Source organism: Haloterrigena salina JCM 13891 (genome assembly GCF_000337495.1).
Taxonomy (GTDB): domain Archaea; phylum Halobacteriota; class Halobacteria; order Halobacteriales; family Natrialbaceae; genus Haloterrigena; species Haloterrigena salina.
On the sequence record NZ_AOIS01000017.1, the window covers coordinates 32,374 to 57,031 of the forward strand.

General features: G+C 63.6%; 22 protein-coding genes. 11 read left to right on the forward strand and 11 right to left on the reverse strand.

Annotated features, from left to right (window positions below):
- Positions 1–222: 222 nt before the first annotated feature.
- Positions 223–1,188 carry a S24/S26 family peptidase gene (locus C477_RS04500; protein ID WP_049914271.1) on the forward strand — a complete coding sequence of 322 codons (966 nt, stop codon included), beginning with the start codon at positions 223–225 and terminating at the stop codon, positions 1,186–1,188.
- A gap of 231 nt (positions 1,189–1,419) precedes the next feature.
- Positions 1,420–2,361, forward strand: a complete 942-nt coding sequence (locus C477_RS04505) for a S24/S26 family peptidase (protein ID WP_083870244.1) — start codon at positions 1,420–1,422, stop codon at positions 2,359–2,361.
- Positions 2,362–2,417: 56 nt separating this feature from the next.
- Here C477_RS04505 and C477_RS04510 read toward each other — a convergent pair whose 3' ends face one another.
- Positions 2,418–2,882, reverse strand: a complete 465-nt coding sequence (locus tag C477_RS04510; protein ID WP_008893262.1) for a hypothetical protein — start codon at positions 2,880–2,882, stop codon at positions 2,418–2,420.
- A 163-nt stretch (positions 2,883–3,045) separates the two neighbouring features.
- Entirely contained in the window at positions 3,046–4,902 is a 1,857-nt protein-coding gene (locus C477_RS04515; protein WP_008893263.1) for a Cdc6/Cdc18 family protein, read from the reverse strand.
- Positions 4,903–6,264: 1,362 nt separating this feature from the next.
- On the opposite strand from C477_RS04515, the gene C477_RS04520 reads away from it, so the two are divergent.
- The 4 genes from C477_RS04520 (at position 6,265) to C477_RS04535 (ending at position 9,480) form a co-directional block, all read left to right on the forward strand.
- On the forward strand, positions 6,265–6,903 hold the full coding sequence (locus C477_RS04520; RefSeq protein ID WP_008893264.1) for an Era-like GTP-binding protein: 639 nt from the start codon (positions 6,265–6,267) through the stop codon (positions 6,901–6,903).
- 6 nt (positions 6,904–6,909) lie between these two features.
- Positions 6,910–7,311, forward strand: coding sequence for a DUF2073 domain-containing protein (locus C477_RS04525; RefSeq protein ID WP_008893265.1), 402 nt, complete (start codon positions 6,910–6,912; stop codon positions 7,309–7,311).
- Positions 7,311–8,345, forward strand: coding sequence for an OapC/ArvC family zinc-ribbon domain-containing protein (locus tag C477_RS04530; RefSeq protein WP_008893266.1), 1,035 nt, complete (start codon positions 7,311–7,313; stop codon positions 8,343–8,345). Before C477_RS04525 ends, C477_RS04530 begins: the two co-directional genes overlap by 1 nt.
- 352 nt (positions 8,346–8,697) lie before the next feature.
- On the forward strand, positions 8,698–9,480 hold the full coding sequence (locus C477_RS04535) for a DUF7089 family protein (protein ID WP_008893267.1): 783 nt from the start codon (positions 8,698–8,700) through the stop codon (positions 9,478–9,480).
- A 355-nt stretch (positions 9,481–9,835) separates the two neighbouring features.
- Here C477_RS04535 and C477_RS04540 read toward each other — a convergent pair whose 3' ends face one another.
- Together C477_RS04540 and C477_RS04545 are read right to left on the reverse strand one after the other, a co-directional pair.
- Entirely contained in the window at positions 9,836–10,270 is a 435-nt protein-coding gene (locus C477_RS04540) for a CBS domain-containing protein (RefSeq protein WP_008893268.1), read from the reverse strand.
- A 244-nt stretch (positions 10,271–10,514) separates the two neighbouring features.
- A complete protein-coding gene (locus C477_RS04545; protein WP_008893269.1) occupies positions 10,515–11,093 on the reverse strand; it encodes a DUF7090 family protein in 579 nt (192 codons plus the stop codon).
- A gap of 298 nt (positions 11,094–11,391) precedes the next feature.
- Between C477_RS04545 and C477_RS04550 the strand changes: the two genes are divergently transcribed.
- Positions 11,392–12,072: a class I SAM-dependent methyltransferase gene (locus tag C477_RS04550; RefSeq protein WP_008893270.1), complete on the forward strand. Its 681-nt coding sequence runs from the start codon at positions 11,392–11,394 to the stop codon at positions 12,070–12,072.
- 383 nt (positions 12,073–12,455) lie between these two features.
- Here the strand turns inward: C477_RS04550 and C477_RS04555 are convergent, their stop codons facing one another.
- The 3 genes from C477_RS04555 to C477_RS04565 all read right to left on the reverse strand — a co-directional run bounded on the left by C477_RS04555 (position 12,456) and on the right by C477_RS04565 (position 13,744).
- The gene (locus tag C477_RS04555; protein WP_049914273.1) at positions 12,456–13,031 is read right to left on the reverse strand and encodes a DUF1684 domain-containing protein; all 576 of its coding nucleotides are present in this window, start codon (positions 13,029–13,031) and stop codon (positions 12,456–12,458) included.
- Positions 13,032–13,105: 74 nt separating this feature from the next.
- Positions 13,106–13,312 carry a hypothetical protein gene (locus tag C477_RS04560; protein ID WP_008893272.1) on the reverse strand — a complete coding sequence of 69 codons (207 nt, stop codon included), beginning with the start codon at positions 13,310–13,312 and terminating at the stop codon, positions 13,106–13,108.
- A 192-nt stretch (positions 13,313–13,504) separates the two neighbouring features.
- Complete coding sequence (locus C477_RS04565) at positions 13,505–13,744, reverse strand: DUF7127 family protein (protein WP_008893273.1); 240 nt, start codon at positions 13,742–13,744, stop codon at positions 13,505–13,507.
- Between the two features lie 225 nt (positions 13,745–13,969).
- Between C477_RS04565 and C477_RS04575 the strand changes: the two genes are divergently transcribed.
- Complete coding sequence (locus C477_RS04575; RefSeq protein WP_008893275.1) at positions 13,970–14,929, forward strand: CPBP family intramembrane glutamic endopeptidase; 960 nt, start codon at positions 13,970–13,972, stop codon at positions 14,927–14,929.
- 105 nt (positions 14,930–15,034) lie between these two features.
- Positions 15,035–17,368, forward strand: coding sequence for an ATP-dependent DNA helicase (locus C477_RS04580; protein ID WP_008893276.1), 2,334 nt, complete (start codon positions 15,035–15,037; stop codon positions 17,366–17,368).
- Between the two features lie 32 nt (positions 17,369–17,400).
- Here C477_RS04580 and C477_RS04585 read toward each other — a convergent pair whose 3' ends face one another.
- The gene (locus C477_RS04585; RefSeq protein WP_008893277.1) at positions 17,401–17,790 is read right to left on the reverse strand and encodes a DUF7521 family protein; all 390 of its coding nucleotides are present in this window, start codon (positions 17,788–17,790) and stop codon (positions 17,401–17,403) included.
- A 277-nt stretch (positions 17,791–18,067) separates the two neighbouring features.
- On the opposite strand from C477_RS04585, the gene C477_RS04590 reads away from it, so the two are divergent.
- Positions 18,068–19,183, forward strand: a complete 1,116-nt coding sequence (locus C477_RS04590) for an AI-2E family transporter (RefSeq protein WP_008893278.1) — start codon at positions 18,068–18,070, stop codon at positions 19,181–19,183.
- A 124-nt stretch (positions 19,184–19,307) separates the two neighbouring features.
- On the opposite strand, the gene C477_RS24460 is transcribed toward C477_RS04590, so the two are convergent.
- From C477_RS24460 to C477_RS04610, 3 genes are all read right to left on the reverse strand, one after another.
- Positions 19,308–20,054 carry a halocin C8-like domain-containing protein gene (locus C477_RS24460; protein ID WP_008893279.1) on the reverse strand — a complete coding sequence of 249 codons (747 nt, stop codon included), beginning with the start codon at positions 20,052–20,054 and terminating at the stop codon, positions 19,308–19,310.
- Positions 20,055–20,383: 329 nt separating this feature from the next.
- Positions 20,384–21,193, reverse strand: a complete 810-nt coding sequence (locus tag C477_RS04600) for a helix-turn-helix transcriptional regulator (RefSeq protein ID WP_008893280.1) — start codon at positions 21,191–21,193, stop codon at positions 20,384–20,386.
- 483 nt (positions 21,194–21,676) lie between these two features.
- Positions 21,677–23,281, reverse strand: a complete 1,605-nt coding sequence (locus C477_RS04610) for a hypothetical protein (RefSeq protein ID WP_008893282.1) — start codon at positions 23,279–23,281, stop codon at positions 21,677–21,679.
- Between the two features lie 643 nt (positions 23,282–23,924).
- Between C477_RS04610 and C477_RS04620 the strand changes: the two genes are divergently transcribed.
- Entirely contained in the window at positions 23,925–24,578 is a 654-nt protein-coding gene (locus tag C477_RS04620; RefSeq protein ID WP_008893284.1) for a DUF5518 domain-containing protein, read from the forward strand.
- The last annotated feature ends 80 nt before the right edge of the window (positions 24,579–24,658 follow it).

Genomic DNA, 24,658 nt, shown 5'->3' on the forward strand with positions numbered 1-24,658 from the left:
AGGCCACCACCAGTACCATTATTTCCGAGACAGACAATTCACGCACGATGGAAGGACACAGCGGGCTCGTTCCGCGAGCGGGGACGGGATACGGTACCCGGTCGCTACGGCGCCTACGACGCGGTAGCGAGAGCGGGAGTGATGAGGCGTCGGAATCGATCGGAGTCGACGCCATGCGCCGGAGCAGAAAATTGATTGGACGGCCCGGCGAAACGGGTGACGATGAGCGGTTCTAGCCCCGGTGACGTATCCGACGACCCCGACGATACTCCCGATTCCGACCGTCCCGACGATCGGGAGCGACATCGCGGGGAGCGAGACGCAGCCGCCAACCCCGGTTCGGGACGGGACGGCTCGGCTGCAACAGCGCCGACGTCCGACGACGGTGTGACGATCGAGGACGACGGTGTCGTTCGCTGGTTTCTCCGATCCGACGACGAAAACGTGCTCTTCGTCCGCGACGTGCTGAGCAGCGTTGCGATCGTCGCCGTCATCGGACTGATCCTGTTCGGCGTCAGCGGCGTCTGGCCGCCGCTGGTCGCCGTCGAGAGCGGGAGCATGGACCCGAACATGCAGAAAGGGGACCTCATCTTCGTCGCCGAGGACGAGCGGTTCGTCGGCGACAGTGCCGTCGCCGGGACCGGCGTGGTCACCCTCGAGAGCGGACAGGAAAGCGGTTACGAGAAGTTCAACAATCCCGGCGACGTGATCGTCTTCCAGCCCGACGGAAACGAGCGGCGGACGCCGATCATCCACCGCGCCCACTTCAGGGTCGAAGAGGGCGAAAAGTGGGTCAATACCAAGGCCGACGAAGATATTGTCGGCGACATCACCTGCGCGGACGTCACCACCTGTCCGGCACCGTACGACGGGTTCATCACGAAGGGCGACGCGAACCCCAACTACGATCAGATCGCAGGGGGCGCGGATACGAACGTCGTCAAATCCGAGTGGGTCACCGGCAAGGCGATGTTCCGGATCCCGTGGCTCGGCAACATTCGCCTGACCTTCGACAAACTCCTCGGCGGCATGCTCGCCCCGTCGCCTGAACCGACCTCGACCGTTACCAGTGTACCGGACGCCTCGACTCCGGGCGAACCGGTTACCCCGGCCGGTCTCGCCGGCACAACCGGACTTGCAGCCCTCGGCGGCGGTGCCGTCACCGCCGTCGGACGGAGACGGAACTGACGGATCGACGGAGTTCACTGAACTACCGCTTCTCGTTTCCATCGGATGTAATCACGACTCGAGCATCTCGAGCAACTCTCGGGTTCGTTCCGAAACACCGGTCGTTCTCGAGGTATGCAGACGTTCGCTCGCTTGCGATCGCACCGTCTGTTTCCGACGACCGAGGGTTTTGTTTCAATATATTTCCCTGCAACAGAAAGTTGATTAAGAGGCGCGGCGAAACGGGTGACAATGAGTGGTGGCCCCACGGATACCTCCAGTGGCTCGAGTGACGACGGCGTCTCAGACGGGACAGCCCAAGATGGGGCCGATTCGCCTTCACGCGGAGGGCCGTCAAACACGTCTAGGACGAAGCCGGGCGACGAAGAAACAGACCCCGTCACGATCGAGGACGACGGCGTCGTGCGCTGGTTTCTCCGATCGGACGACGAGAACGTGCTCTTCGCCCGCGACGTGCTCAGCAGCGTCGCGATCGTCGCCGTCATCGGACTGATTCTGTTCGGCGTCAGCGGCGTCTGGCCGCCACTGGTCGCCGTCGAAAGCCCCAGCATGGATCCGAACATGAAGACCGGCGATCTCATCTTCGTCGCCGAGAACGAGCGGTTCGTCGGCGACGGCGCCGTCGCCGGGACCGGCGTGGTCACCCTCGAGAGCGGGCAGGAAAGCGGCTACGAGAAGTTCAGCAATCTCGGCGACGTGATCGTCTTCCAGCCGAACGGAAACGAGCAGAAGACGCCGATCATCCATCGGGCCCACTTCTGGGTCGAAGAGGACGAGAACTGGATCCAGACCAAAGCCGATGAAGATATCGCTGGCGACATCACCTGCGCGGACATCACCACCTGTCCGGCGCCCCACGACGGATTCATCACGAAGGGTGACGCGAATCCCAACTACGACCAGATCGCAGGGGGCGCGGATACGACCGTCGTCAAATCCGAGTGGGTCACCGGCAAGGCGATGTTCCGGATCCCGTGGCTCGGCAACATCCGCCTGACATTCGACAAACTCCTCGGCGGCATGCTCGCCCCGTCACCGGGGCCGGCCATCGCCGGCGCCTCGAGTCCCGCCGCTTCGGACGCGAGCGTCAGTCCGCCCGGTCTCGCCGGCGCGACCGGGTTCGCGGCCTGCGGAGGCGGTGCCGTTACCGCAATCGGTCGACGGCGAAATTGATTCGGTCCGCAAATCCTCCGATTACTGACAGTGTGTGCGACCGTAGTGCAGAACAATCACTCGTCACTCGCGTCCGCGTCCGTCGTGATCTCGAGGCGAAGCTCGTCGCCGTCGTCGACCACGTACTCGGTCGGATCGACCGGGTCGTCGTCGACGAGAAAGGTCAGTTCCGTCCCCGGCTCGCGTCCGTCGTACGCCGTTCCATCGACGGTCACGACGTGGTCGCCGTCGCGTTGCGCGTATGCGAAGTGGGGGAGTAAATCGATCCCCTCGGCGAACGTGACCGGCTCCTCGCCCTCCATGAACCAGTCGTCGGTGTCCTCGTGGAGGTGGAACTTGATCGAATCGTTCTCGACGTTTTCGGACTGGAATCGATCCGCGGAGAGGTCAATCGGCTCGCCGTCAACGACGACCGCGATGTCGCCCCGATCGGCTTCGACCGTGCCGTCGACGAAGACGCAGCCGGCGAGTGCGAGGAGCGTCGCCGATCCGGCTCCGGCGATGACCGCCCGTCGGTTCATGTGGAGAGGAAATGACTCGAGGTATATCGGTGCGTCGTTGATTCCCGGTGCCGTCTCGAACAGTCCCGATCCCGTCTCGATCCGTGATAGGGCTCGGTTTCGACTCGAAAAACGCTCGTCGCAACTCTCAACGCGATCAACGAATCTCGGCGCGCGGACGCGGTCAGTTCTCGAACCGCGCCTGCACGAACGGCTGGACGTCGTCGATATCGGAAAGCCGGGAGTCCGAGAGAAGGACGGCCTCTGTCTCTTCGAGCGGAACGGAGAGGCTGATCTCCTTGGTGCGGCCGTACCGCCCCTTCGAGACGACGACGGCGTTGACGATCCCGAGCATGTCGAGTTCGCTGATAAGGTCCGTCACCCGGCGCTGGGTGAGGACGTCGGCGTCGATCTCCTCGCAGAGGCGCTTGTAGATGTTGAACACCTCGCCCGTGTTGATGCTGTGGACGCCGTTTTTCTCGAGGAGGATGATCGCGAAGAGGACGAGTTTCGACTGCGTGGGGAGGGTGCGGACGACCTCGACGACGCGGTCGAGTTCGATCTTGTCCTGGGCCTCGCGGACGTGTTCCTCGACAATCGTCTCGGCCTGGGAGCGTTCGGCGAGTTCGCCCGCGGTCCGAAGGAGGTCCAGCGCGCGACGCGCGTCCCCGTGTTCCTGTGCCGCGAAGGCCGCACACAGCGGGATCACGTCCTCGGAGAGGGCGCCGCCCTTGAACGCGACCTCCGAGCGGTGCTCCAAGATATCCCGCAGCTGGTTGGCGTCGTAGGGCGGGAAGACGATCTCCTCCTCGCCCAGCGAGGACTTGACCCGCGGATCGAGGAAGTCGGTGAACTTCAGGTCGTTCGAGATGCCGATGATCGACACGCGCGAGTTCTCGAGTTCGGAATTCATCCGCGAGAGATTGTAGAGCGTATCGTCGCCGCTCTTCTCGACGAGCTTGTCGATCTCGTCCAGCATGATGACGACGACCCGCTCGTCGTAGTCGACGGCGTCGAAGAAGACGCTGTAGACGCGGTCGGTCGGCCAGCCGGTCATCGGCACCTCCTCGAACGACTCCTTGTCCGCCTCGAGGGACTCGATTTCGTCCTCGATGTCCGCCCGGGAATCGAACGGCGTCGAGTCGAGGGGGTGGTTCGGCGGGACGTCATCGGATCGGTCGTCGCTCGAGCCGGCGCCGCTTAGCTCGAGATCGGAGGCCTCGCGGTTGGAGTCGCCGCCAGGACGTTGTTCGTCCCCGTCGGCCGGCAGCCGATTCGAGTTGTTCTGACCGGCCGGGTTCGAGTCGTCGATAGCCTCGTTCGAAGAACCGTCTGCTCCGGTCGAAGACCCCTCCGTTTCGAGTGGAGATTCGCTCGAGGGCGACCCGGTTTCGTCTCCAGTCGAAGTGACTTCATCGTCATTCGGGAGCGCCGATTCGAACGGATCGTCCTCGTCGAAGAGGTCGCCCTCGGTTTCGGGTCGAACGGCGGCGTCCGCGTCCGCGCCGGCAGCCTCGTACTCGTCTACGGCCTCGAGCAGCGATTCGAGTTCGTCGATCCGATCGTCGATCCGGGCCTCGTTTTTCTCGATGAACTTGTTGGCCAGTTGCGCGAGCACGCGGTACTGAGTGTCGGTGACCTCGCAGTTGATGTACTCGACGTCACACGGGACGCTGTACTTCTGGGACGTGCTCTCGAGTTCCTTGCTGACGAACTTCGCGCTGGCGGTCTTCCCCGTCCCGGTCTTGCCGTAGATGAGGATGTTCGACGGCGTTTCGCCGCGGAGCGCGGCGACGAGGATCGTCGCCATCTTGTTGATCTGATCGCTCCGGTGGGGGAGTTCGTGTGGCGTGTAGGACGGTCGCAGAACCTCCTTGTTCTCGAAAATCGGTTCGCCGCTGAGCAGGTCGTCGAACAGACCCTGGCTCGGTTCCTCGTCGGCGAGCTCGGAACTGTCGAAACTCGAGAACCCGCCGGTCTCGTCAGTATCCACCTGCTCGGCTTCCTCCGCTCTCGTCCGTTCTGAATCGTCGTCTGACATCCGTCGTACACACCCCCTCGTTTCGAGTGGAATTCGGACCCGAAAGCAGGTATATCACGCAGTAAATGGGGCGAATAGGGTCTCCCACTGGTTCGCCTCCCTGGTCCGAGTCCAGTTGATGCAAACGAAACAGAGGAAAACCACGGTATTAAATTCTTCCCTTCCCTCCACAAGGATCTGGTTCGATCCACGGTATCGGCCGTTTGACGGCCTATTCGAGGGGATACGGCACCCCTCGAGACGCGCCACCGATGATGGCGGTGGAAGAGACGTCCGTTTCGGGTCGATAGGTGATGTTTACGCGCGCTCGCGATATGCGTGCAAGAACGACCACCTTGAAGCCACCCGCTGCTTGTATCCGCCCGCTGTTGTCGTTCGATTACTTGACCTCGATTTGGTCGATTGGTATGGGCTGTTGCTGGAGGGCACCACTGACAGAGATAGATGTTCTGACATTAGGTGCTGAAGTGCAGATCTCGGTTCTCACTGGGAACGTTTTCGAGATCAAATTGTGTTATTTGTTAACAAGCGATAGGGAGCGCATCAAGATAGCGGGGGACGAGGTGCGAAAGATGAGATCATCCTAGCCCCCCACCCCTTCGTTTCGGGTGGAACGCTACGAAGGAGGGGGTGGGGGAGGGGTGTCTCTAGGACGGGAACCTTTATGTCTATAGGCAAGAAACATGGTCCGTAGCACTAGCAAAGCTAGATTTTTACTAGAGATGTTGGTTATAGTTACTAGCCCCTACTAGAACAACTGCTCTAAGCGACTCGAGTTACTAGAGAGATCATTGATCCCGAAATCCTCCGGTTTACGGTCCGTACTATCCTTCTACGCGGGATCTCGGGATCGCTACAGAGTCTTTCCACCCGAACAATACCGCTCCCCCTCTCCCACTATCGTGACTCTCCACTCGAAACGAAGGGGTGGGGGGGCTTCTGTCAGGCCCAGACACGTTCCTAGTGTGTCGTTTGAACCCATACTAGTACACCCTTCTAAAGTGCTTCTCTCATAGTGGCATCTAGTACCAAGTGATGCATCTCTTCGGTGGCATGCTCTCTCATTGTGCAGTACTGTACTACGGTATCTCATTCTACGGTGTCACACTCCGGTTCTCAAGTCTCCGATAGATCGATCCGTAGTCAGGGCCTCGAGCCCAATTGCCCCTCGTTTCGATTCGAGGTAGTCGTCCGTCGGTCGGGCGGCCGTTCATCAGATCCTAGTACGACTTCTTCCCCAGTCAGTATCTCTCCGTATAACTCCGTATCGTTGAATAGTATACACGTCTGACGTAGGCTTAAGTGGATTCGGTTTGTAGTACGCGCAGATGCACCACCCCGCGGTGCTGGAGGGCCCCACAGATGGGACTGTTCACAGAACTCAAAGATAGTATCTCTCGGGTTACGGATCGCCTCTTCTCGGAAGAGGAACCCAAACGAATCGGTATCTACGGTCCGCCGAACGCAGGAAAGACGACGCTTGCCAACCGAATCGCCCGCGACTGGACGGGTGACGCCGTCGGTGCGGAGAGCCACATTCCACACGAAACGCGACGCGCGCGTCGGAAGGAAGGCGTCGAGATCGAACGCAACGGCAAGTCGGTCGAGATCGATATCGTCGACACGCCGGGCGTGACGACGAAAGTCGACTACGAGGAGTTTACCGACGAGATGGAGGAAGACGACGCCATCCGCCGCTCCCGCGAAGCGACCGAAGGGGTCGCCGAAGCCATGCACTGGCTCCGCGAGGACGTCGACGGCGTTATCTACGTCCTCGACAGCGCGGAAGATCCGATCACGCAGGTCAACACGATGCTGATCGGCATCATCGAGTCTCGCGATCTCCCGGTTCTTATCTTCGCGAACAAGATCGACCTCGACGACGCCAGCGTCAAGCGCATCGAGGATGCTTTCCCGCAGCACGAGACGATTCCCCTCTCCGCGAAAGAAGGCGAAAACATGGACGAAGTCTACGAAAACATCGCGGAGTACTTCGGGTGAGTATCGATGCCAAAAGCAACTAACACGGACGACCCGGAGGGTCCCGACGGCGTCCAGATCGACCTGATCAGCGGCGAACGGATGGAGAACATGGCCACCATGGAGAAAATCCGGATGATCCTGGACGGCGTCCACGACGGCAACATCGTCATCCTCGAGGAGGGGCTGACTCCCGACGAGGAGAGCCGACTCATCGAGGTGACGATGTCCGAGATCAGTCCCGACGAGTTCAACGGGATCGAGATCGAAACCTATCCGAAATCCAAGACGAACGACTCGTCGCTGCTCGGCCGGATCATGGGCGGCGAGGAGTCCACGGCGAAGCTGACGGTTATCGGACCGGCCAACCAGATCGAGACGCTCCACAAGGACGAAACGCTGATCAGCGCGCTCGTTTCCCGAGACTAATGCCACACGAATGCACGAACTGCGGCCGGACGTTCCCCGACGGCTCCAAGGAGATGCTGTCGGGCTGTCCCGACTGTGGCGGGAACAAGTTCCAGTTTGCACCCGCCGCGCGGGCCGCGACCGACTCGAGCGAGTCGGCCGCCACGCAAGCGTCCGATTCGACCGGGAATTCCGGCGGGAACGCGGCCGGAACGGCCGACGACGCCGGGACGGTCGAACGCGCCGCAGAGACCGTTCGTGACTGGGTCTCGTCGGGGACGAACCGATCGGCCGACGCGTCGGCGACCGACGCTGATGATTCGACGGTTGGCGGTGACGACTCGACGGCCGTCAGCAGCGATCCGGCCTCGGCCGCCGCGGCCGCCGGATCGACGCCGGCCGACGGGACGCAACGCGACCGGTCGGCCGACGATCGAGCGGAGCGTTCCTGGCCCGCAAGCGACGAACCGTCCGACGGCGCGGAGGCGACGCCGGCCGGCGAGTTCGAGGAGTGGCCGGAGACGGCTCGTCGACCCGAGGATCGCTCGCCGTCTGAGACGGATTCGCCCTCGACATCGGAAACGGACGCGTCCTCAGCATCAGCATCGCCATCGGCGTCGACGATGGACGCGTCCTCGCCGGCCTCGAGTGCGACCTCGGCGGCCGAGCCCGCCGACTCGACGAGCGAGTCGATCATGGCCGACAGCGAGAACGACGCGCAGGCCGACGCTCGAAGCGAGGTCGTCTCGACGAACGATCTCCCCGACAGCCCGCCCCAGCACGATCGGGGCCCGGACGCCGCGGCCACCCCGGACGAGAAGACCCCGCCGAGCGACGGTCGGGTCGTCAGCGAACCGTCGGGGGAACAGCCCTCGATCGAGGAGCTCCGCGAGGAACTCAACGAGCAGTTCGAGAGCATCAAGATCGTCAGTCCGGGTCAGTACGAACTCAATCTGATGGAACTCTACAATCGCGAAGAGTACATCATCTCCTTACAGGAGGACGGTCGGTACGTCATCGACGTCCCGGATTCGTGGCGGGACGGCGAGGAGTAAGGACCGGCGCCGTTACGACCGATTCTCTGTACCCCACCCTTTCGAGTGCAACCCGCGGCGTACTACCGGTCTTTGGATATGACATTGGTATTTCGGTTCCATATGAAATGATGGTCTAGGAACCCGATGGCGGGACGAGAATACTCTCGAACGGCTACGTGGATACTCGAGTACCGTCGTCGACGGCGGCGAAACGCCTCGATAGCGGTCTGTTGCCGGGAGAGAAAGATGGATTTAAGCGACGCGCTCGAGTTGGCTTTCGTATGAGCACCCCAACCAAGATCGTTCTCACTACGATCGCTGCATCGGCACTGCTGGCGCTGCTGGTCGTCGCCCAGACCACCCTCGCCTGATGTTTACGGCTCGCGACCTCTCGAGTCCCGTCGAAGCGGTTCGCGACGAGTACGCACCGAACGCGCGGATCGTCGACTGCGAGCGTGATTTCGAGACGTTGCCGCCCGCTCAGGCGGAGGAACTGGGACTGTTCGCCGACGCCCTCGAGCCGGCGAGCTACCCTGCCGACTGGCTGCCGGCGGACGCCCCGAAGCTACTCGCCCGGTACGCGAGTTCGGATTTCACCGTCGGGATGCCGGGCGATGGCAGCGTCGTCTGGACCCGCCAGACCGATCCGCCGACGGTCATCGTCAAACCCCGCGTCGAGGGGTCGCCCGAGTCGTTCGTCGACTTCCTGCTCGCCGAGGCGCTCGTCGAACTCGACCTCGAGGTCCCGGAACACTTCATCGGCTTCTTCGAGGAGACGTATCCGGACCTAAATCGAGCGGTCCCGCTCGACTCGAACGGTACCTACCAGGTGGCCGCCGCGCTGTACGACGGCTGGGTCGGACTCCAGACCCGCGAGGTCTTCGCCGATTGGCACGGCGACCATCCGGAGCTGGCCGACGCGTGGCAGGACGCGGGTACGCGACTCGAGGACCGCGTCTCGGGACTGCCGCGGGCGGTCGCCCGCGGCGAGACGGAGTTCGCCGACGCGACGGAACTGTCGTGTGCGGCGATCAAACACGCCATCGAGCTACCGGCGCCGTTCGCGGCGCTGGATACCGACGCGTACCGAGATCACGGCCCCGAGTACGCGATTCGCTGGGCCGAGAAGACGTTCGACTCGCTCGCTGACTGAGCGTCGCACCCCGTTCATCGTCTCGCCTGGCCTCGTTCTCTCCGATACCATCCATTTCGCCGCTTCCCGCGTCCAAGCCCTCGAAATCGTTTTTCTCTGTCGGACGCTCGTTACTACCTCTATCGTAGTGTATAATATCACAAAACACACACCGGCACGACCGGACACGAGGCGAGCGTGAAACGTCCGGACCGCCGACTCGAGGGACGCCGAGGGCCCGCTTTCGACTCGAGTGACGTCGACGGGCCGTCCTCGACTCGAGTCGCTCTCGACGGTCGCCCGAGGGGCGGATCGAGAGACGGAAACGGCCGGGGCCGTCTCGGCCGTCACTGCATCGCGGCCGAGCAGCGCGCTCTCAGGTGTGTTCGTACGGCGGAATTTCGGCTTCGACGACGTCGCCGAGCAGTTTCAGCTCTCGACCGAGGAGCACGACGAAGTCGTCGAACGCGACGATTCCGGCGAGGTTCCCGTCCGTGTCCGTGGCGGGCACCCGCCGAACGTTCCCGTCCTCCATGGTCCGGAGGACGTCGAAAATCCCGCTGTCGATGTCGACGGTCACGAGGTCCTCGCTCATCACGTCGGCGGCGGTCACCGAGGTGGGATCTTCCCCGCGGGAGACCGCCTCGATCGTGATATCGCGGTCCGTAACGATCCCCTGTGGCTGCTCTTCCTCGACGATAACGACGCTGCCGACGTCCTTCTCGTCCATGAGCTCGGCTAACTCGGTGAGCGACGCGTCCGGAGACGCGCTCACAACCTGTTCGCGGACGATCGATTTGATTTCGGGCATTGTCTTCACCGTTCCGTCGCCGCGATGGGACTCACAGCGACAGGCGCGCCTTCACCGAACGGTGTGATAAACCTCTATTGCCGTCGATCCGTCGTTCACGATGGCTAACATCGGTGCTCCGTGACCGGCGCATCCGGAACCGTGACGACCAGGGGCCCAGTTCCCAGCGAGGCACGGGCCGACGTCTCTCGAGTCGTCCAGTGGCAACACTCACGAACCGGTTCGAGAAAATCCGCGCGACCGCTCAGAACTCGGCGTCGACGCTGCCGTCCTCGTCCAAGTCGATGACGCCGTCGAAGCGCTCGCGGAACTGCTCGACGAGTTCCTCGTCGTGGGGTTCCTCGGAGACGTGGAAGAGGCCGATGGCGTCGTACTCCTCGAGTAGATCGAGGATGCGCTCGACGGCTTCGAGGGCGGCCTCGTCGCCGGCGTAGTAGGCCAGTTCGGTCACGGAGTCGAAACTGAGGCGGAGTTTCCCGTCGTGGGCCTCGAGGAAGCCGTCGATGTGCTCGACGATGCCGTCGACGTCGTCGGGGGCGGCGACGTAGTGGACGGTGTCGCTCTTGCGCCGCGAGTAGCCGTGTTCGATGCTCAGCGTGTCGAGGATCTCGGCGCGGTCCTCGTCGACGTCGTAGTACTCGAGTTTCTGTTTGACTTCGCGCGCGGTCGTTCGCGTAGAGACGACGAGGAAATGGTCGGTATCGGTCTTGAGAAATTCGGTGTCGATGCGGTCGGTTTCACCGGTGCTGGGGTGGAGAAGGAGCACGCCAGTGCCGCCTGGTACCGTCTCCGGAGTGCCGTCTATCTCAAGCGTATACTCCATATTGCCGTGAACAACTTCCGGCACCGACTTAATAGTGCGGATGTTTGCGGGGCGTTCGCTCGACGCGCGAAAAGACGACCCACGGAAGGGTTCGCTCGGCCACGATCCGATGCCCACGGATTTCGGCCGACCTAAACCTCTCCGTTCATTTCTATTTAGGCTAGCCTAAAAAGCCTGTCGGTCGATCCACCGCCACCGGTTCGACTCGAACCACCGTCTTCCCAAGTCGGCGCCGACCCGGCGCGGGTCGCGATGCCGAGTCGAACACGTTTTCCTCGCCCGGCGTGAGAACTCGCGTATGAGCGTTCGCGAGGAGTTCGACGAGTGGGCCGCGAGCGGCCGGGACAGAGGCATGGAAGACCGCCACTGGCACACCGCGAAGCACGCGCTCGCGCGGATGCCGGTCGAATCGGGCGACGTCGTCCTCGATCTAGGCTGTGGAAGCGGCTACGCCGGTCGCGCACTGCGGGACACCAAGGACGCGGGCCGCGTCTACGGCCTCGACGGTGCGCCGGAGATGGCCCGCAACGCCGCGGAGTACACCGAGGATCCGACGGTCGGATTCCTCGTCGGCGACTTCGACGAACTGCCGTTCGCCGACGACTCGATCGACCACGTCTGGTCCATGGAGTCGTTCTACTACGCCGCGGATCCAGAGCACACCCTCGAGGAAATCGCCCGCGTCCTCCGACCCGGGGGCACCTTCTACTGCGCCGTCAACTACTACGAGGAGAACGTCCACTCCCACGAGTGGCAGGAGTTCATCTCGATCGAGATGACCCGCTGGGACCGCGACCGGTACCGCGAGGCCTTCCGCGAGGCGGGGCTGCACATCGCCGAACAGGACAACATCCCCGACCGCGAGATCGCGATCCCCGCCGAGACCGAGTTCCCGACCGACGACTGGGACACCCGCGAGGAGATGGTCGAGCGTTACCGAGAGTTCGGCACGCTGTTGACCGTCGGCGTCGCGCCTTGATGGCAATCCTACGTGCGGTGGCGCGCGCTGTACCGCGACGAGTGAAAACGAGTCGCGGCACGAAGCCGTGCGAGGGATGAGGACCGCAGCAACCGAAGGGAGCGAGGACCGCAATCGGTTGGGGAGAGCGTGGCGATTCCGCGTTGCCACGATAGCAGGACGAAATTCGGTTTTGTTTGTTGCGAATACGTCGATCAAGATCGGTAACCAGTCTCGTACGCCCCCGTTTCGACTCGAGCTATCCGTCCGCTGACAACCCCTTCGCTTCGACTCGAGATGCGTCGCTGTCCCCCGGTTTTCGGACTGTAACTCGACTCGAAACTGTCCGTGGAAAACGAGGTCACACGGCGTCGACGGAGACGCCATCGACCTACACCGCGTCGTTACTCGAACCGCTCGCCGGCCGGAATCGCCACCTCGAGCCAGTTCTCCTCGGGCGGCAGCGGACAGTCGAAGGTGTCGCTGTAGGCGCAAAACGGGGTGTACGCGAGGTTGAAGTCGACGACGATCTCGTCGCCGTCCGCGAGGTCGCGGTCGGCCGACAGCTCCATGTACCGGCCGCCCTCGTAGCTCTGCTGGCCCGTGGTCTTGTCCCGGAAGGGGACGAACAGCGGCTCCTCGTTGGGGCTCTCCAGCTGGTAGGCGTTGAGTTCGAACGTACCGTCCTCGAGTTCCTCGTCCGCTCGCTCCAAGGCAAACTCGAGCGTCGCGACTCGTAGATACCGCATCTCTCGGCCCGCGGTCGTGTCCATCAGGACGACCTCAGGGTCGTCGTGGACCGTCGCGGTCGCGGCCACGCGGTAGTCCGGATCGGGATCGAAGTAGTCCAGGCCGTCGAACGAGTCGCGCTCTTCGGGCGGGATCGGCGACTGCGGGTGGTCCGCGAAGAACTCGTCTTTCTCGTCGCGTTTCGACTCGAGCTCCTCGCGCCACTGATCGACGTCGTCGAGCGTGCTCATACCGTCAGTTAGGCGTCGAGACTGGAGTGGGTTGCGTTTGTCGCCGATGTTCTCCTCGAGGTTGTCGCTGACGCTCACCCTCGACTGAGGACCAGCGCGATGCCGGCTAAAATCGGCACCCAGAGCACCGTCGTGAGAATCAGTCCGGCGACGGAACGGGTTACACCGCCGGTACCCTCACCGACGTAGAGAGACCCCGCAGCGAGCGTGACGAGGAGCAGCGTGAGGAGCGCGTTCGTCGTCCGCCGGTCGCGCCCCAGCGATCGACTCGAGTCCGACATCGGTCATCGGTAGTTGGATAACCGATAAATTACTTCTCATACCGAGATGAATACGATGGCCAGACGCGTTTCCCGTCGCAGTCGTCTCGACACGCCTCCATGACCGTGACTGTCAACCCGTCTCTCGACCCTGCGCTTTTGCCGCCACGGCCCGTTCAGTTGCCACTCTCGGCTCGATCGGCCGTGGCCGCGTTACTCTGTGATCGTCAGGACGCCGTTCTTCGCGGAGACGTCGCTGGCCTCCGGCGGGAGTTCGAACTCGAACTGGTCGCCGTCGGCGACGATGATCGCGGTCGAGCCGAGAACGTCCATCTCGAGGTCCGCGGCGGCGTTCCCGAAGTCGACGGCGATAACGCTGCCGTCGTCGTACTCGAACGTGCGGATGACCGCATCGTCTCGCTCGACGTTTTTGAGGGAATTGGGGACCTTCATTGTCTACCCGTGCGTAGGAGCCGAGCGGATTAAAGGGGCACGCCGGCAGCGTCCGGCGACCCGGCGTCGACGTAACGCTTATCGAAATTCCGGCGAACGACCCAGTATGTCACGGCGTTCGCGCCGGCCGCGACGGTTTCGACGGTCGCGGCGGGTTCGACGGTCTCGAGCGGAAACGGGAACGGAATCGAAACCGAGGACGAGCGCGAAGGCGGGCCGACGGCGATGACGGACCGCCGTCCGCCCGTCGTCTTCCTCGGCTCGCTCGCGGCGCTCTCGGCCGGCGTCGTCGCGCTCTCGCGATTGACCGGCGTCGGCATGGTCGTGCTCGCGCCGCTGTACATGTTCACGCCGATGCTCGCGGGGATCGCGACCTGTCTCGTCGGCCCGCCGTCGTTCGAACGGGCCGGGCTCCGCGTCGGCTGGGGACGGCTCCGCTGGCTCGCGGTCGCCGCGGTCGTCCCCATCGCGCTCGTGTTGCTCGGGACCGCCATCTCGCTCGCCCTGCCGGGCGTCGAGTTCGTTCCCGACGCGAACCCGCTGACCGGCGAGGGGACGGATTTCGCACAGACCCAGGGCGGCGAACCCGTCGGGCCGTCGCTTCCCGGCTGGCCGCTCAACCTGCTCGCGACGATCGCCGTCGCGATTGGGGTCGGCGCGACGCTCAACGTGATCTTCGCCTTCGGCGAGGAGTTCGGCTGGCGCGGCGCGTTTCTCACCTCGCTCTCGTCCCTCGGCTTCTGGGGTGCGTCGGCCGTCACCGGATTGGTCTGGGGGCTGTGGCACGCGCCGATCGTCCTCGAGGGGTACAACTTCCCGACCGAACCCGTCCTCGGGGTCGGCGCCATGACCGTCGCCTGTCTCGCGATGTCGCCGGTCTACACCTACGTTACCCTCTCCGCGCGGTCGGTGCTGGCGCCGGCGATCTTCCACGGAACGTTCAACGCCTTCGCGACCACGCTGGTCGTCTTCGCGCAGGGAGGCTCGGAACTCGTCGTCAACCCCGTCGGCCTGATGGGCGCGCTCGCGTTCGGGATCGCCGCGGTCCTCATCGCGCTCCGCGGGGCGCCGGAACTCACTGCCAACTGGGCCGTCGCCGGCGACGACGCTGCGGGCCCAGACGCCGGAGACGGCGATCACGGCGGCGACCCGGGGACGCTCGAGTCGTCGAGCGGCGAGGCGTGAGCGCTGGCGTTCTCACACCCGTCGGTCGACCCGACGTTTACGGCGGAAGCCGCGGCAACCGTACTCCGTCAGGGATATGCACCACCGTCACCGAGTAGGCGAAGAATGACCGACTGGCGCTCGATCTTCGGCCACGAACGCCCCTACGACGAGCAGGTCGACGGCATCGAGACCGCGATCGACGTTGCTCGAGACGGCGGCTACTCCGTCGTCGAGGGCGCCTGTGGCACCGGAAAGACGATGATCGCGCTGACCGCGGGGATCGACCTCGTGCGCGATCCCGACACCGACTACGAGCGCGTCTTCGTACTCACGAGCGTCAAACAGCAACTCCACCAGTTCGAGGAAGACCTCGAGACGATCAACGAGAACCTCCCTGACGACTGGAACCCCGTTTCGGGGCTCACCCTCGTCGGAAAGGCCGACGTCTGCCCGTACAACCGCGCCGGCGCGGGCGGGATCGACGACGGCAACGTCTACGACCGCTGTGAGACCCTGCGGGATCGCACCCGCGATCTGACCGGCGAGGGCGGCGACACGACCGCCGGGAGCCTGACCGCACAGGCGCGCAGCCAGCAGATGGGACTGGCCGACAGCGGCAGGCAGGGTGGCGGCCCGACGCTCCTCCAGACCGCCGGCGAGACCGCGCCCTACGCGCCCGACCTCCCGGAGTACAGCGGCGGCGGCCCCGTCGACGTCTCGACGGAGTACTGTCCGTTCTACGCCCAGTATCTCGAGGACCTGCCGGAGGAGGGCAGCGACGGGGATGCAGTCGAAGCGGTCCCCTACGACTTCACCGAGGCGGGGATGATCACTCCCGAGGACCTCGTCGCCCGCTCGGTCGCCCACGGAACCTGCCCGCACTCGGTGATGGGTGCCGTGCTCGGCCACGTCGAGGTCGTCATCGGGAACTACTACCACGCGTTCGATCCCCGGACGACCGGCTCCTTCACTGGCGCCCTCCTCGACGACTCGACGTTCGTCGTCTGCGACGAAGCNGTCGCCGATCGGACCCTGCGGGACGCCGAGACCGAACTCTCGCGAGTCATCCAACCGATCAAGTTCGAGCGCGAGGGACGGCGCGCCGAGGGCGGCTCCAAGACGGCCGACGCCGACCTCGTCCGCGCGGAACTCAACGACAGCGACGTCTCCTACGACGAACTCGAGCAGACCCTCGAGTTCGTCCGCGACCTCCGGAGCGAACTCGACCGCCGGGTCACGGCGCACCTCGACCGGAAACACAGGGGGTGGCAGTCGAACCTGACCGATCTCTCGGACGACGAGATTCCGCTTCGTGACCCCGCGGAACCTGCCGAGGACGAACTCACGGCGTGGGCCCGCGAGGCGGGGTACGGCGACGCCGACTGGGTCCGCGCCGAGGCCGTCGGCGCCGTCGTCGAGCGCATTCTGAACGAAGCCGAGGACGAGGACCGCACCCGCGCCGCACCCGCCGTCGGCCGCGTCTTGGGCGAGTGGTACCGCCGGGACCACACCGACTACTTCCGCGAGATCGAACTCGAGCGCACCTGGGACGACACCGAACCCGCCGACTCGTGGCGCCGCGCGTACAACGCTCGCCTCGCCTTGCACAACTGCGTCCCCAGCGACGCCATCGGCGAACGTCTCGGGATGTTCGGCGGCGGCATCCTCATGAGCGCGACTTTGGAGCCCATGGACGCCTTCACCGAGGTGACCGGACTGGACTACCTCGAGCGCGAGGAAGAGCGGCCGGTCGTCGAACGCCGCTACGGCCTGCACTTCCCCGAGGAGAACCGCGAGAGCTTCGCCGTTGCAGCACCGAAATACACCTACGACAACCGCGGTCGACCCGGAGAAGAGAATCCGACACGTCGGCAGTACGTCGACGCCGTCACGAAGGTCGGCCGACTGCCGGGCAACGTCCTCGTCGGGATGCCGAGTTACGCGGAGGCCGACTGGCTCGCCGGCGTCTTAGAGGAGCGACTCGAGAAACCCGTCCTGTTAGACGCCGCCAGCGACGACGAGACGACCCAGGCGCTCAAACGCGAGTTCTTCGACGGCGAGGGGAAGGTCCTCGTGACCAGCCTCCGCGGGACCCTGACCGAGGGCGTCGACTACAGCGGCGACCGCCTCGCGGCCGCGGTGGTCTGTGGCGTCCCCATCGTCAACACCTCGAGTCCGCGCACGAAGGCCGTCCGCCGGGCCTACGACGACGAGTTCGGCGACGGCTTCACCTACGCGCTGACGATTCCCGCGGTCCGGAAGGCCCGACAGGCGATCGGCCGCGTCATTCGGAGCCCCGAGGACGTCGGCGTCCGCGTGCTCTTAGACGAGCGCTACGCTCGCGACAGCTGGGACTCCGTCCGTCCGTACCTGCCCGACGACGGCGAGTTCCAGCCCGTCAGCCCGGACATGCTCGACGTCGGCCTCGAGCGATTCCGAGGGCGACTCGAGCAATAGGGTAGCCGGACCGACACTCGACTCGCGGACCCTCACTCCGACTCGGAGTCCGAACGGGGGTCGGACGTGTTGGAGTCGAACTCGAGATCGGACTCGGAGCCGGAACCGGATCCGGACCGATCCAGCGTGATCGTCGTCGTTGTCGTCGTCGTCTCGGCGTACAGCGAGTACAGGAGAATCGTGAAGCCCGCGGCGATGCAGCTGCTTTGGATCGCGACGCCGAGCGCGACGTCGTCGGCGCCGACGTGAGCGAGCGCGCCGCCGATCGAGCCGGCGACGATGACGCTAAAGCCGATAGCGACCGCTCGCAGCGCCGCCGACCCCGTTCGTCGAAAGGCACGGTAGGCCAGCGCGGCGACGGCGCCGCCGGTGACGAACGTCGCCGTGTTCGCGGCCGCGATGAGGAGCGTGTATTCGTCCATAGCTACGTGCAAGCACTCGGCGTCTCCGAAACGATTGCGATCGTCGCCGTTCCGTCGATCGCTCCGAGCGACTCGGTAGTACGGTGTCCGCGGCTCTCGTACTTCAGTGACGCCGCCTATTCTCACTCGGAAAGAACGGTGCGAAGACGTTCGGCGAATTGCGTCGGTGACGATCGCTCGAGGGCGACCGCTGCCGGCGCGCACCGGTCGCGGCCCCGTCCGTTCTCGACGTTACGCTAATCCGAAAGATTTTGTCACACCGGTGAGAGTCACGGCTGTGACAGCGAACGCGACTGCGGACGACGACCGACGATACGTGCTCGCGGGTATCGTCGCGCTACTCGGCCTCGTTACCGGTGCGATTCTGCTCGACGTCCTCGGGACGATCATGTTTGCGCTGACGGTCGCCTACGTCCTGTTGCCCGTCCAGGGCTGGCTCCACCGGCGCGGCCTCTCGGAGCGGTTGTCGGCCGTCGCGGCGACCCTGCTCGGCTTCCTCGGAACCGTCGCCGTCTTCGCGCCGCTGGTCGTCGCGCTCTACGTCCGCTTCGACCAGATCCAGACCGTCCTTGAAGAGATTCCCGACGAGTTGCCCGTCGCGGTCGCGGGCTACACCTACACCGTCGACGTCGCCGACGTCAGTTCGCTCGCGCTCGACTTTTTGAGCGACGCGGCCGTCTCCTTCGCCGCGGCGCTGCCCGTGCTGGGGATCAAGTTCGCGCTGTTCGTCATCCTGCTGTTCGCGCTGTTGCTCGAGGCCGACGCCGCCGGTCGCGCGGCCATCGCGCCGGTTCCCTACGGCTACCGCGACGTCGTCTACGCGCTCGCGATGCGGGCCCGCGAGACGCTGTACGCGATCTACGTCCTGCAGTTCGCGACTTCGGTGGCGACGCTCGTCATCGCCTACCCGCTGTTCTGGCTGCTCGGCTACGACGCGGCGTTCACGATCGCCTTCTTCGCGGCGATACTGCAGTTCATCCCGATGATCGGTCCCAGTCTGCTGATCGCGCCGATCGCGCTCTACCACGTCGCCGTTGGCGAACCCGTCGCCGGTCTCCTCGTCGGCGTCCTCGGAATGGCCCTCGTCGCCTGGCTTCCCGACATCGTCGTCCGACCGCGACTGGCCCGCCGTTCCGCCGGCCTCCCCGGGAGCCTCTACTTCGTCGGCTTCACCGGCGGGCTGTTCACGCTGGGCGCCATCGGCGTCGTCGTCGGGCCGCTGATCGTCGCCGTCTTCGTCGAGGCCGTCGACCTGCTGGCCGACGAGGTCAACGGCGACGCGACGTTCGCTGAACTCGTCGAGTCGGACCTCGAGGAATCGTCACCGACGGCTTCCGAGACGGACACAGAGACCAACTTCGACGAATCGAAGACGCGGACCGCCGACGACTGATCGAACCGACTGGCCCGGTCCGTCTCGCTACCGGACGGCCGTCGACGTCGCGTCGTCCGCCCCGGAAGGGAGCGGTGATTTCGCTCGCTTCGGTTCCGGACTCGTTCTCACTGTCGCGAACCGTCTAACAGAGTCCCGCTCGATCACAGGCCTCTTCAGCGACCGCGTCACCGCAGCCGCTGTATTCGTCGGCGACGGTACAGACGATTTCGACGAAGCCCAGACAGCTAAGTCCCGCAACAGGAATCGTGATACCGAGGAACCCGCAGATGAATCCGCCGGCGGCACTACACCCGATGGTACAAATTTGACCTGCGGCGTACTGACAGGCGCTACAGCCCGTGACTTCGATATCTGCTGGAGTGACAGCAGTGCCTGAGGGGCTGATCTGATCCGGATCGAGTTCACTATTGCGCGCTTCTCGGATCGCGTCCGTATCGACGGAAATGACCGTCGCTCCGCCGGACGTGGCCGCAGGCTGTGGCCCGTTGGATTCCCCTCCGCCCGTGGGCTCGAACCGGTGAACTTCGTTGAGGACACCGTCGTCGGTTTCGTAGTAGTAATCGAGACTGGCGACTTCGATCTCACCGGTATCGGGATTGCGACCCACGACGATGCTGCCCTCGTCGGCGTCCGCCGGGTTCTCGAGATCGTACTGGACGACTTCTCGAGCGAAGTCCTCGCCCCGGGCGTAGCCGGCGACGACGCCATCGGCGTCGGTACGGACCTGTGCGCTGTCGGCTCGAGCGCGCTGTGCGAGTTCGCGGAACGCGGGCGTCGCTGCGAGCTTGCGAGCGAGATCTCGTTTCTCAGCGCCGGTGAGCAGTTTCGCTTCCTCAGCCTGCGAGAGGTCACCTGCTGCGGCAGCCATTCCCGTCGACCCGGCAGCGAATAACCCGGCGGCACCGACGGTTTTGAGAACGTTTCGACGGTTAATTCCACTGCCTTCCTCTAGTTCGTTATTATCTTCTTTCATCGCTACAGTACACGGTAGAATGGATGGAATATTGATAGTAACTTCTGCTCACAAAGCGTCGTTCGCTGTCCGTGCAGTCGATCCTCGTCGTGCAGCGGGTGGTCCGGCACTGTAGGTTTCGTCGGAGAATAGCGACCGCGGTACAGTCGTACCGCACCTCTCTCGAGAACCTCGTTCGTCGACGATCAGATACTTGTCTGTCGATCGGATGTGGACGTCGAGAATCAGTACGTTTTGATCCTGTTTTCCGCTCGCTTGAACGACGCGTACTTTTCTTTCATCCACCGTTCGACACCGGGTACCGGATCGTCGAATCGCACGACCCCGTGGATCCCGCTTCCGTCGTTGTACGCGATAATCATGTATCTGTTTTCGCTGAAACAAATTCCGTACGACGGATACTCGTCAATAACGATCATCTGTACCGTCTCCGACCGCTGTAACACGTCGAACTCGGCCGGTTCTGCCTGCCCTATCGTTTCGAAACATTCTACAGGACCGACGATTTCGCTATCCGTTATCGACGCTCGTTGCGCGAGTACGGACGCGTATTTCGGGTTGATCGCCGGAGCGCACAGCCGCAGTCGATCGGCGTTTTCGATGAACGCAGTAAACTCGTTGACGGCTTCGAACGGCACATCGAATCCGTTTACCGCGATTTCGCCCGATGACAGAGCGTCTACGTCGACCGAAAATTTTCGCGGAACTTTCGAGAGAAACGATCCGATTTTCGCTGCGGATTCGACGTCCTGTAACAGGTCGGTGAAACTCGACAGAACGAACCTGCCTACCGGCGTAATCTCGTATACTTTTCCGCTTCGTTCTGTGACCCAGTCCCGTTCCTGTAACTCACGGAGATTGCGTCTGAGCGTCGTTCGATGGACATTTACCTTCTTTTCTAACTTGGACTGTTTGTGCGGTGATTCCGAGAGCACCTGGAGGATTCGAAGTCGGTCCCGCGTTCCAGCCAGGAATTGAACGTCGCTGTACCCATCGTTCTCGAGTCCGTGTTTGTGTTCGTTTTCGGATTTCATGCGCGACGATTACGGTCCTCGTATTCGCTCCGTCACCGATTCTCTATTATCCACGCCAGTCCGGTTCTGGTGACTGTCACGATCTAACTCGTTCGCATAGTTTTAATACACTATCAGATGTTATAGTTCTTTCCCGAGATATAATTATGCAAAAAATATTGGTACGTGACCAACGATCGTTCTCGTTCCGATCGCCGTCACGAGATCAGTGCAACCGAACTGAAGCCATTAAATTAATCACCCATAGAAACGGAAATTCAAATATGAATCGTCGAACGTCGCTTCCGGTTGCGATCCTCGTTACCGGTGTCGCCGTCCTCTGTATGCTAGTGCTCGCGACCGGATTTCTCGACCCCGACTGGATGCTCGATACGATCGGACTCATACCGTATCTCGGCACGATGATCGTGATGTTTGTCTGCTTCATTCTGTCGTTCTATTTCGACATGCTCGGTACGCTTCGTCGAGGACTGTAATCGCCGCTCACTCGAGCGTGTACCGGTTGAACCGTCGCACCGCCGCCCGATAACAGCCGTAGCCGACGCCGCCCTCTAGAGCGAGCCAGACCAGTACGGACGCGGCCCAACCGATGGTCGCTACCGCACTGTCGCCTAACAGTAGCCGTGAACCGACGACGGCGCCGCTCCCGAGCGTCCCGAGCGACAGCACGACCATCGAGTAGATCGCAATCGCCGACAGACTCGGTGGAACCACGTTCCGCCGACGGCTGACTCGTATCGCGCCGAATCGGGGAAACCGCATACCGAGGGCGAGCGCGACCCCGATCGCAGCCGAACCGTGGACGCCGGCCCAGAGCGCCAGTCCGACTGCGATCGGCAGCGCGTATGTCGCGGCGCTGACCGCGCCGACGGTCGCGACGAGCAGCGGGACGCCGACGATCGCGCTCATTAGCGCCGTGCCACCCACGAACTGGTGTCCGTCGACCGGCGACGCCACCGTCGCCGGTAGCGCCGCCCCGTCGTCGCCGAGCGGGTTTAGCGTCAGGCAGCCGCCGACGAACCACGAGCCGAGGAGACCGACGGCAATCGGCAGCAGCGAGCGTCCGGCCGACGTCCGTACCAGATCGACCACCAGCCACACGCCGACGAGCAGCGGGACGCCGAGATGCGAGACGCGCGTCAGGTCGCGTTTCGCTCGTTGTACCGATCGCCACGCGACGTACCGCGTCGGTCGGTCGATCCGTCCTCGCAGTCGGGCGAACGGACGCGATTGCTCGCTCGTGGCCGGCGACCGGCGAACATCACCGTCCGTCCCCTCGCCGTCGGTCCAGAGCTGAATCGCGAACCGCTCGGTCACCGATCCGCCTGCGAGGGCGACCACGAGCGTTCCGAGCACTGCTCCGACGACCCGATACGGGGACGCCGCGATCGGCGTCCCGACGACGAAGAGATCGGCGTACCAACTCGTCGGCAGTCTCGCGGCGAACTCCAGGGTTGTGCTCAGTTTTGCCATTACACCGGCGGCGGCGACCGCTCCGAGAAGGCCGAGTCCGCCGGCCACGTGCGCCGTCTTCCAGCGGATGCGGCGACTCAAGACGGCGACCACGGTGCCGACCGCGTAGCCACAGCAGACGCTGCTCGTCAGAAACAGGACGGTGGCGACCGGAATCGTCGCAATCGGAACGGCCGTGTCGGCACCGGTGATGAATCCGACACCGAGGATCCCGACGGGGAGGGCGGCGAACGCCAGCGCGCGGAGTTCCTCCGCGACGAGGACGCCGATCGTCACCGCTGACGGTCGCACGCTCGTCAGTAACAGCGCCGGGTTGTCGATATCTACGGTTCGTATCGCCGCTCGCTGCCCGAATAGCGCGGTACTCGACAGCCAGAGCAGCGTCACGAGCAGTCCGACGATCGGCGGCAGTGACGGCTCGGCTCGAGCCGCGAGTTCGGCCGTTCGGCTCTGGACGACCAGCGTCATCAGCCCGAGATATAGCGTCCCGAAGAGCCCGGCTCCCGCGAGCAACGCGAGTCGAATCCGATCCCGCTTGAACGCCCGCCAGTCTCGACGCACTTCGGTCCGGCCGATCCGTAGTCCGTGGACGAGCGTCCGAAGCCGTCGTATCATCTCAGTCGGACTCGTTCGCCGAATCGTTGTACTTCAGTCCTCCGTAATAAATTGCGCCTAACACAATACTAGTACCGATCGCTTCGAGAAAGGCGGGCTCTGACCCCGTATACAGGTCGTACGCGATACTTACTGCGAAGAGGACGACTACCGCGGCAATCGCGTGGAATATGTGGTTCTCTTTCAGTTGTTGATTCAATCGTTCGAACGTGGATGCGTCTGTCATATTGTTCGGTGGATAGTCTGCCGCCGTCCGTCTCTCAGCCGTTGGGCGGTCGACGATCGCGCTTCGGTCGGTTTCGAGAGGCGATACTACGCTCGGAGGGCGACGTTCCGCCAGCCGGTTTCGTACCTCAACCTAATATTCATCTCCACTATATTATATACTTTTTGCAGATCGCTACAGAATTAATATTTCGACGTAGGGATCGAATTGGGCGAACGAACTTCTTTTATTTAGCTTTCCAACTCGTAGGTAGGTCGCTCGTCCTGCGTTCCGAGTCCGTCGATCGGCGCTCTATCATTTCCCACCGGGCCGCTTTTCCGGGTCACCGTTGTCGAAATTGTCCCGTATAGTCGCGTCCGAACGTGGTAACTTCGGACGACCTCCCCATCTTTTTACGCTGGTCGTCGTCCGTTCCCTATGACTTCCGGCCGAACGCTCGCCAACGCGATCGTCGGCGCCATCGTCGGCGTCGTGCTTTCGTTCATCCCGCTCTCGCCCGTTATCGGCGGCGTTACCGCGGGTTTTCTCGAGGGATCGAACGCCAGACAGGGAGCGGTCGCCGGCGCGCTCGCGGGGGCGATCGCGTTCCTCCCGGTCGCCGGCTTCGCGATGCTCGGACTCGGAGTCCTCGGGTTCGGAATGGGGATCGTCGCGGCGCCGATCGAGGGCTTCGCGATCGCGGCGCTGGCGATCGTCGGGTTCGGACTGGTCCTGTTCCTCTACACCGTCGGCCTGTCGCTGCTCGGCGGCTACCTCGGCGCGCTGCTCGCCCGCGAGTATCCCGATCAGCGGCGCAGGACCCAGGAAACGATCGGCCTCTCCTCGGACCGTTCGGAGCGATCCCGCTCGCTCGGCGCAACCGGCTCGCGAGGCACTCGATCGGACGTGAGGGTGGATCGCGATCGTGACCGGCGCGATCACGAACGCGACCGCGAACGCGGACGGTTCGGAACGCGCGAGTCCGTGTCGGAGGCGGGGACGGAGACGAGCCCGGAAACTGACTCCGACCTCGACTCCGACTCGAGTGCGTCGTCCGACGGTGACCGAGATACCGAATCCGAGCGGTTCTGACGGAGCGGACTCGAGAACGCGGTACAGTCGACAAGGGTGCCGAGTCCCGCTCCGGTTGTCGCCGCGAGGGCCTGGCGGCG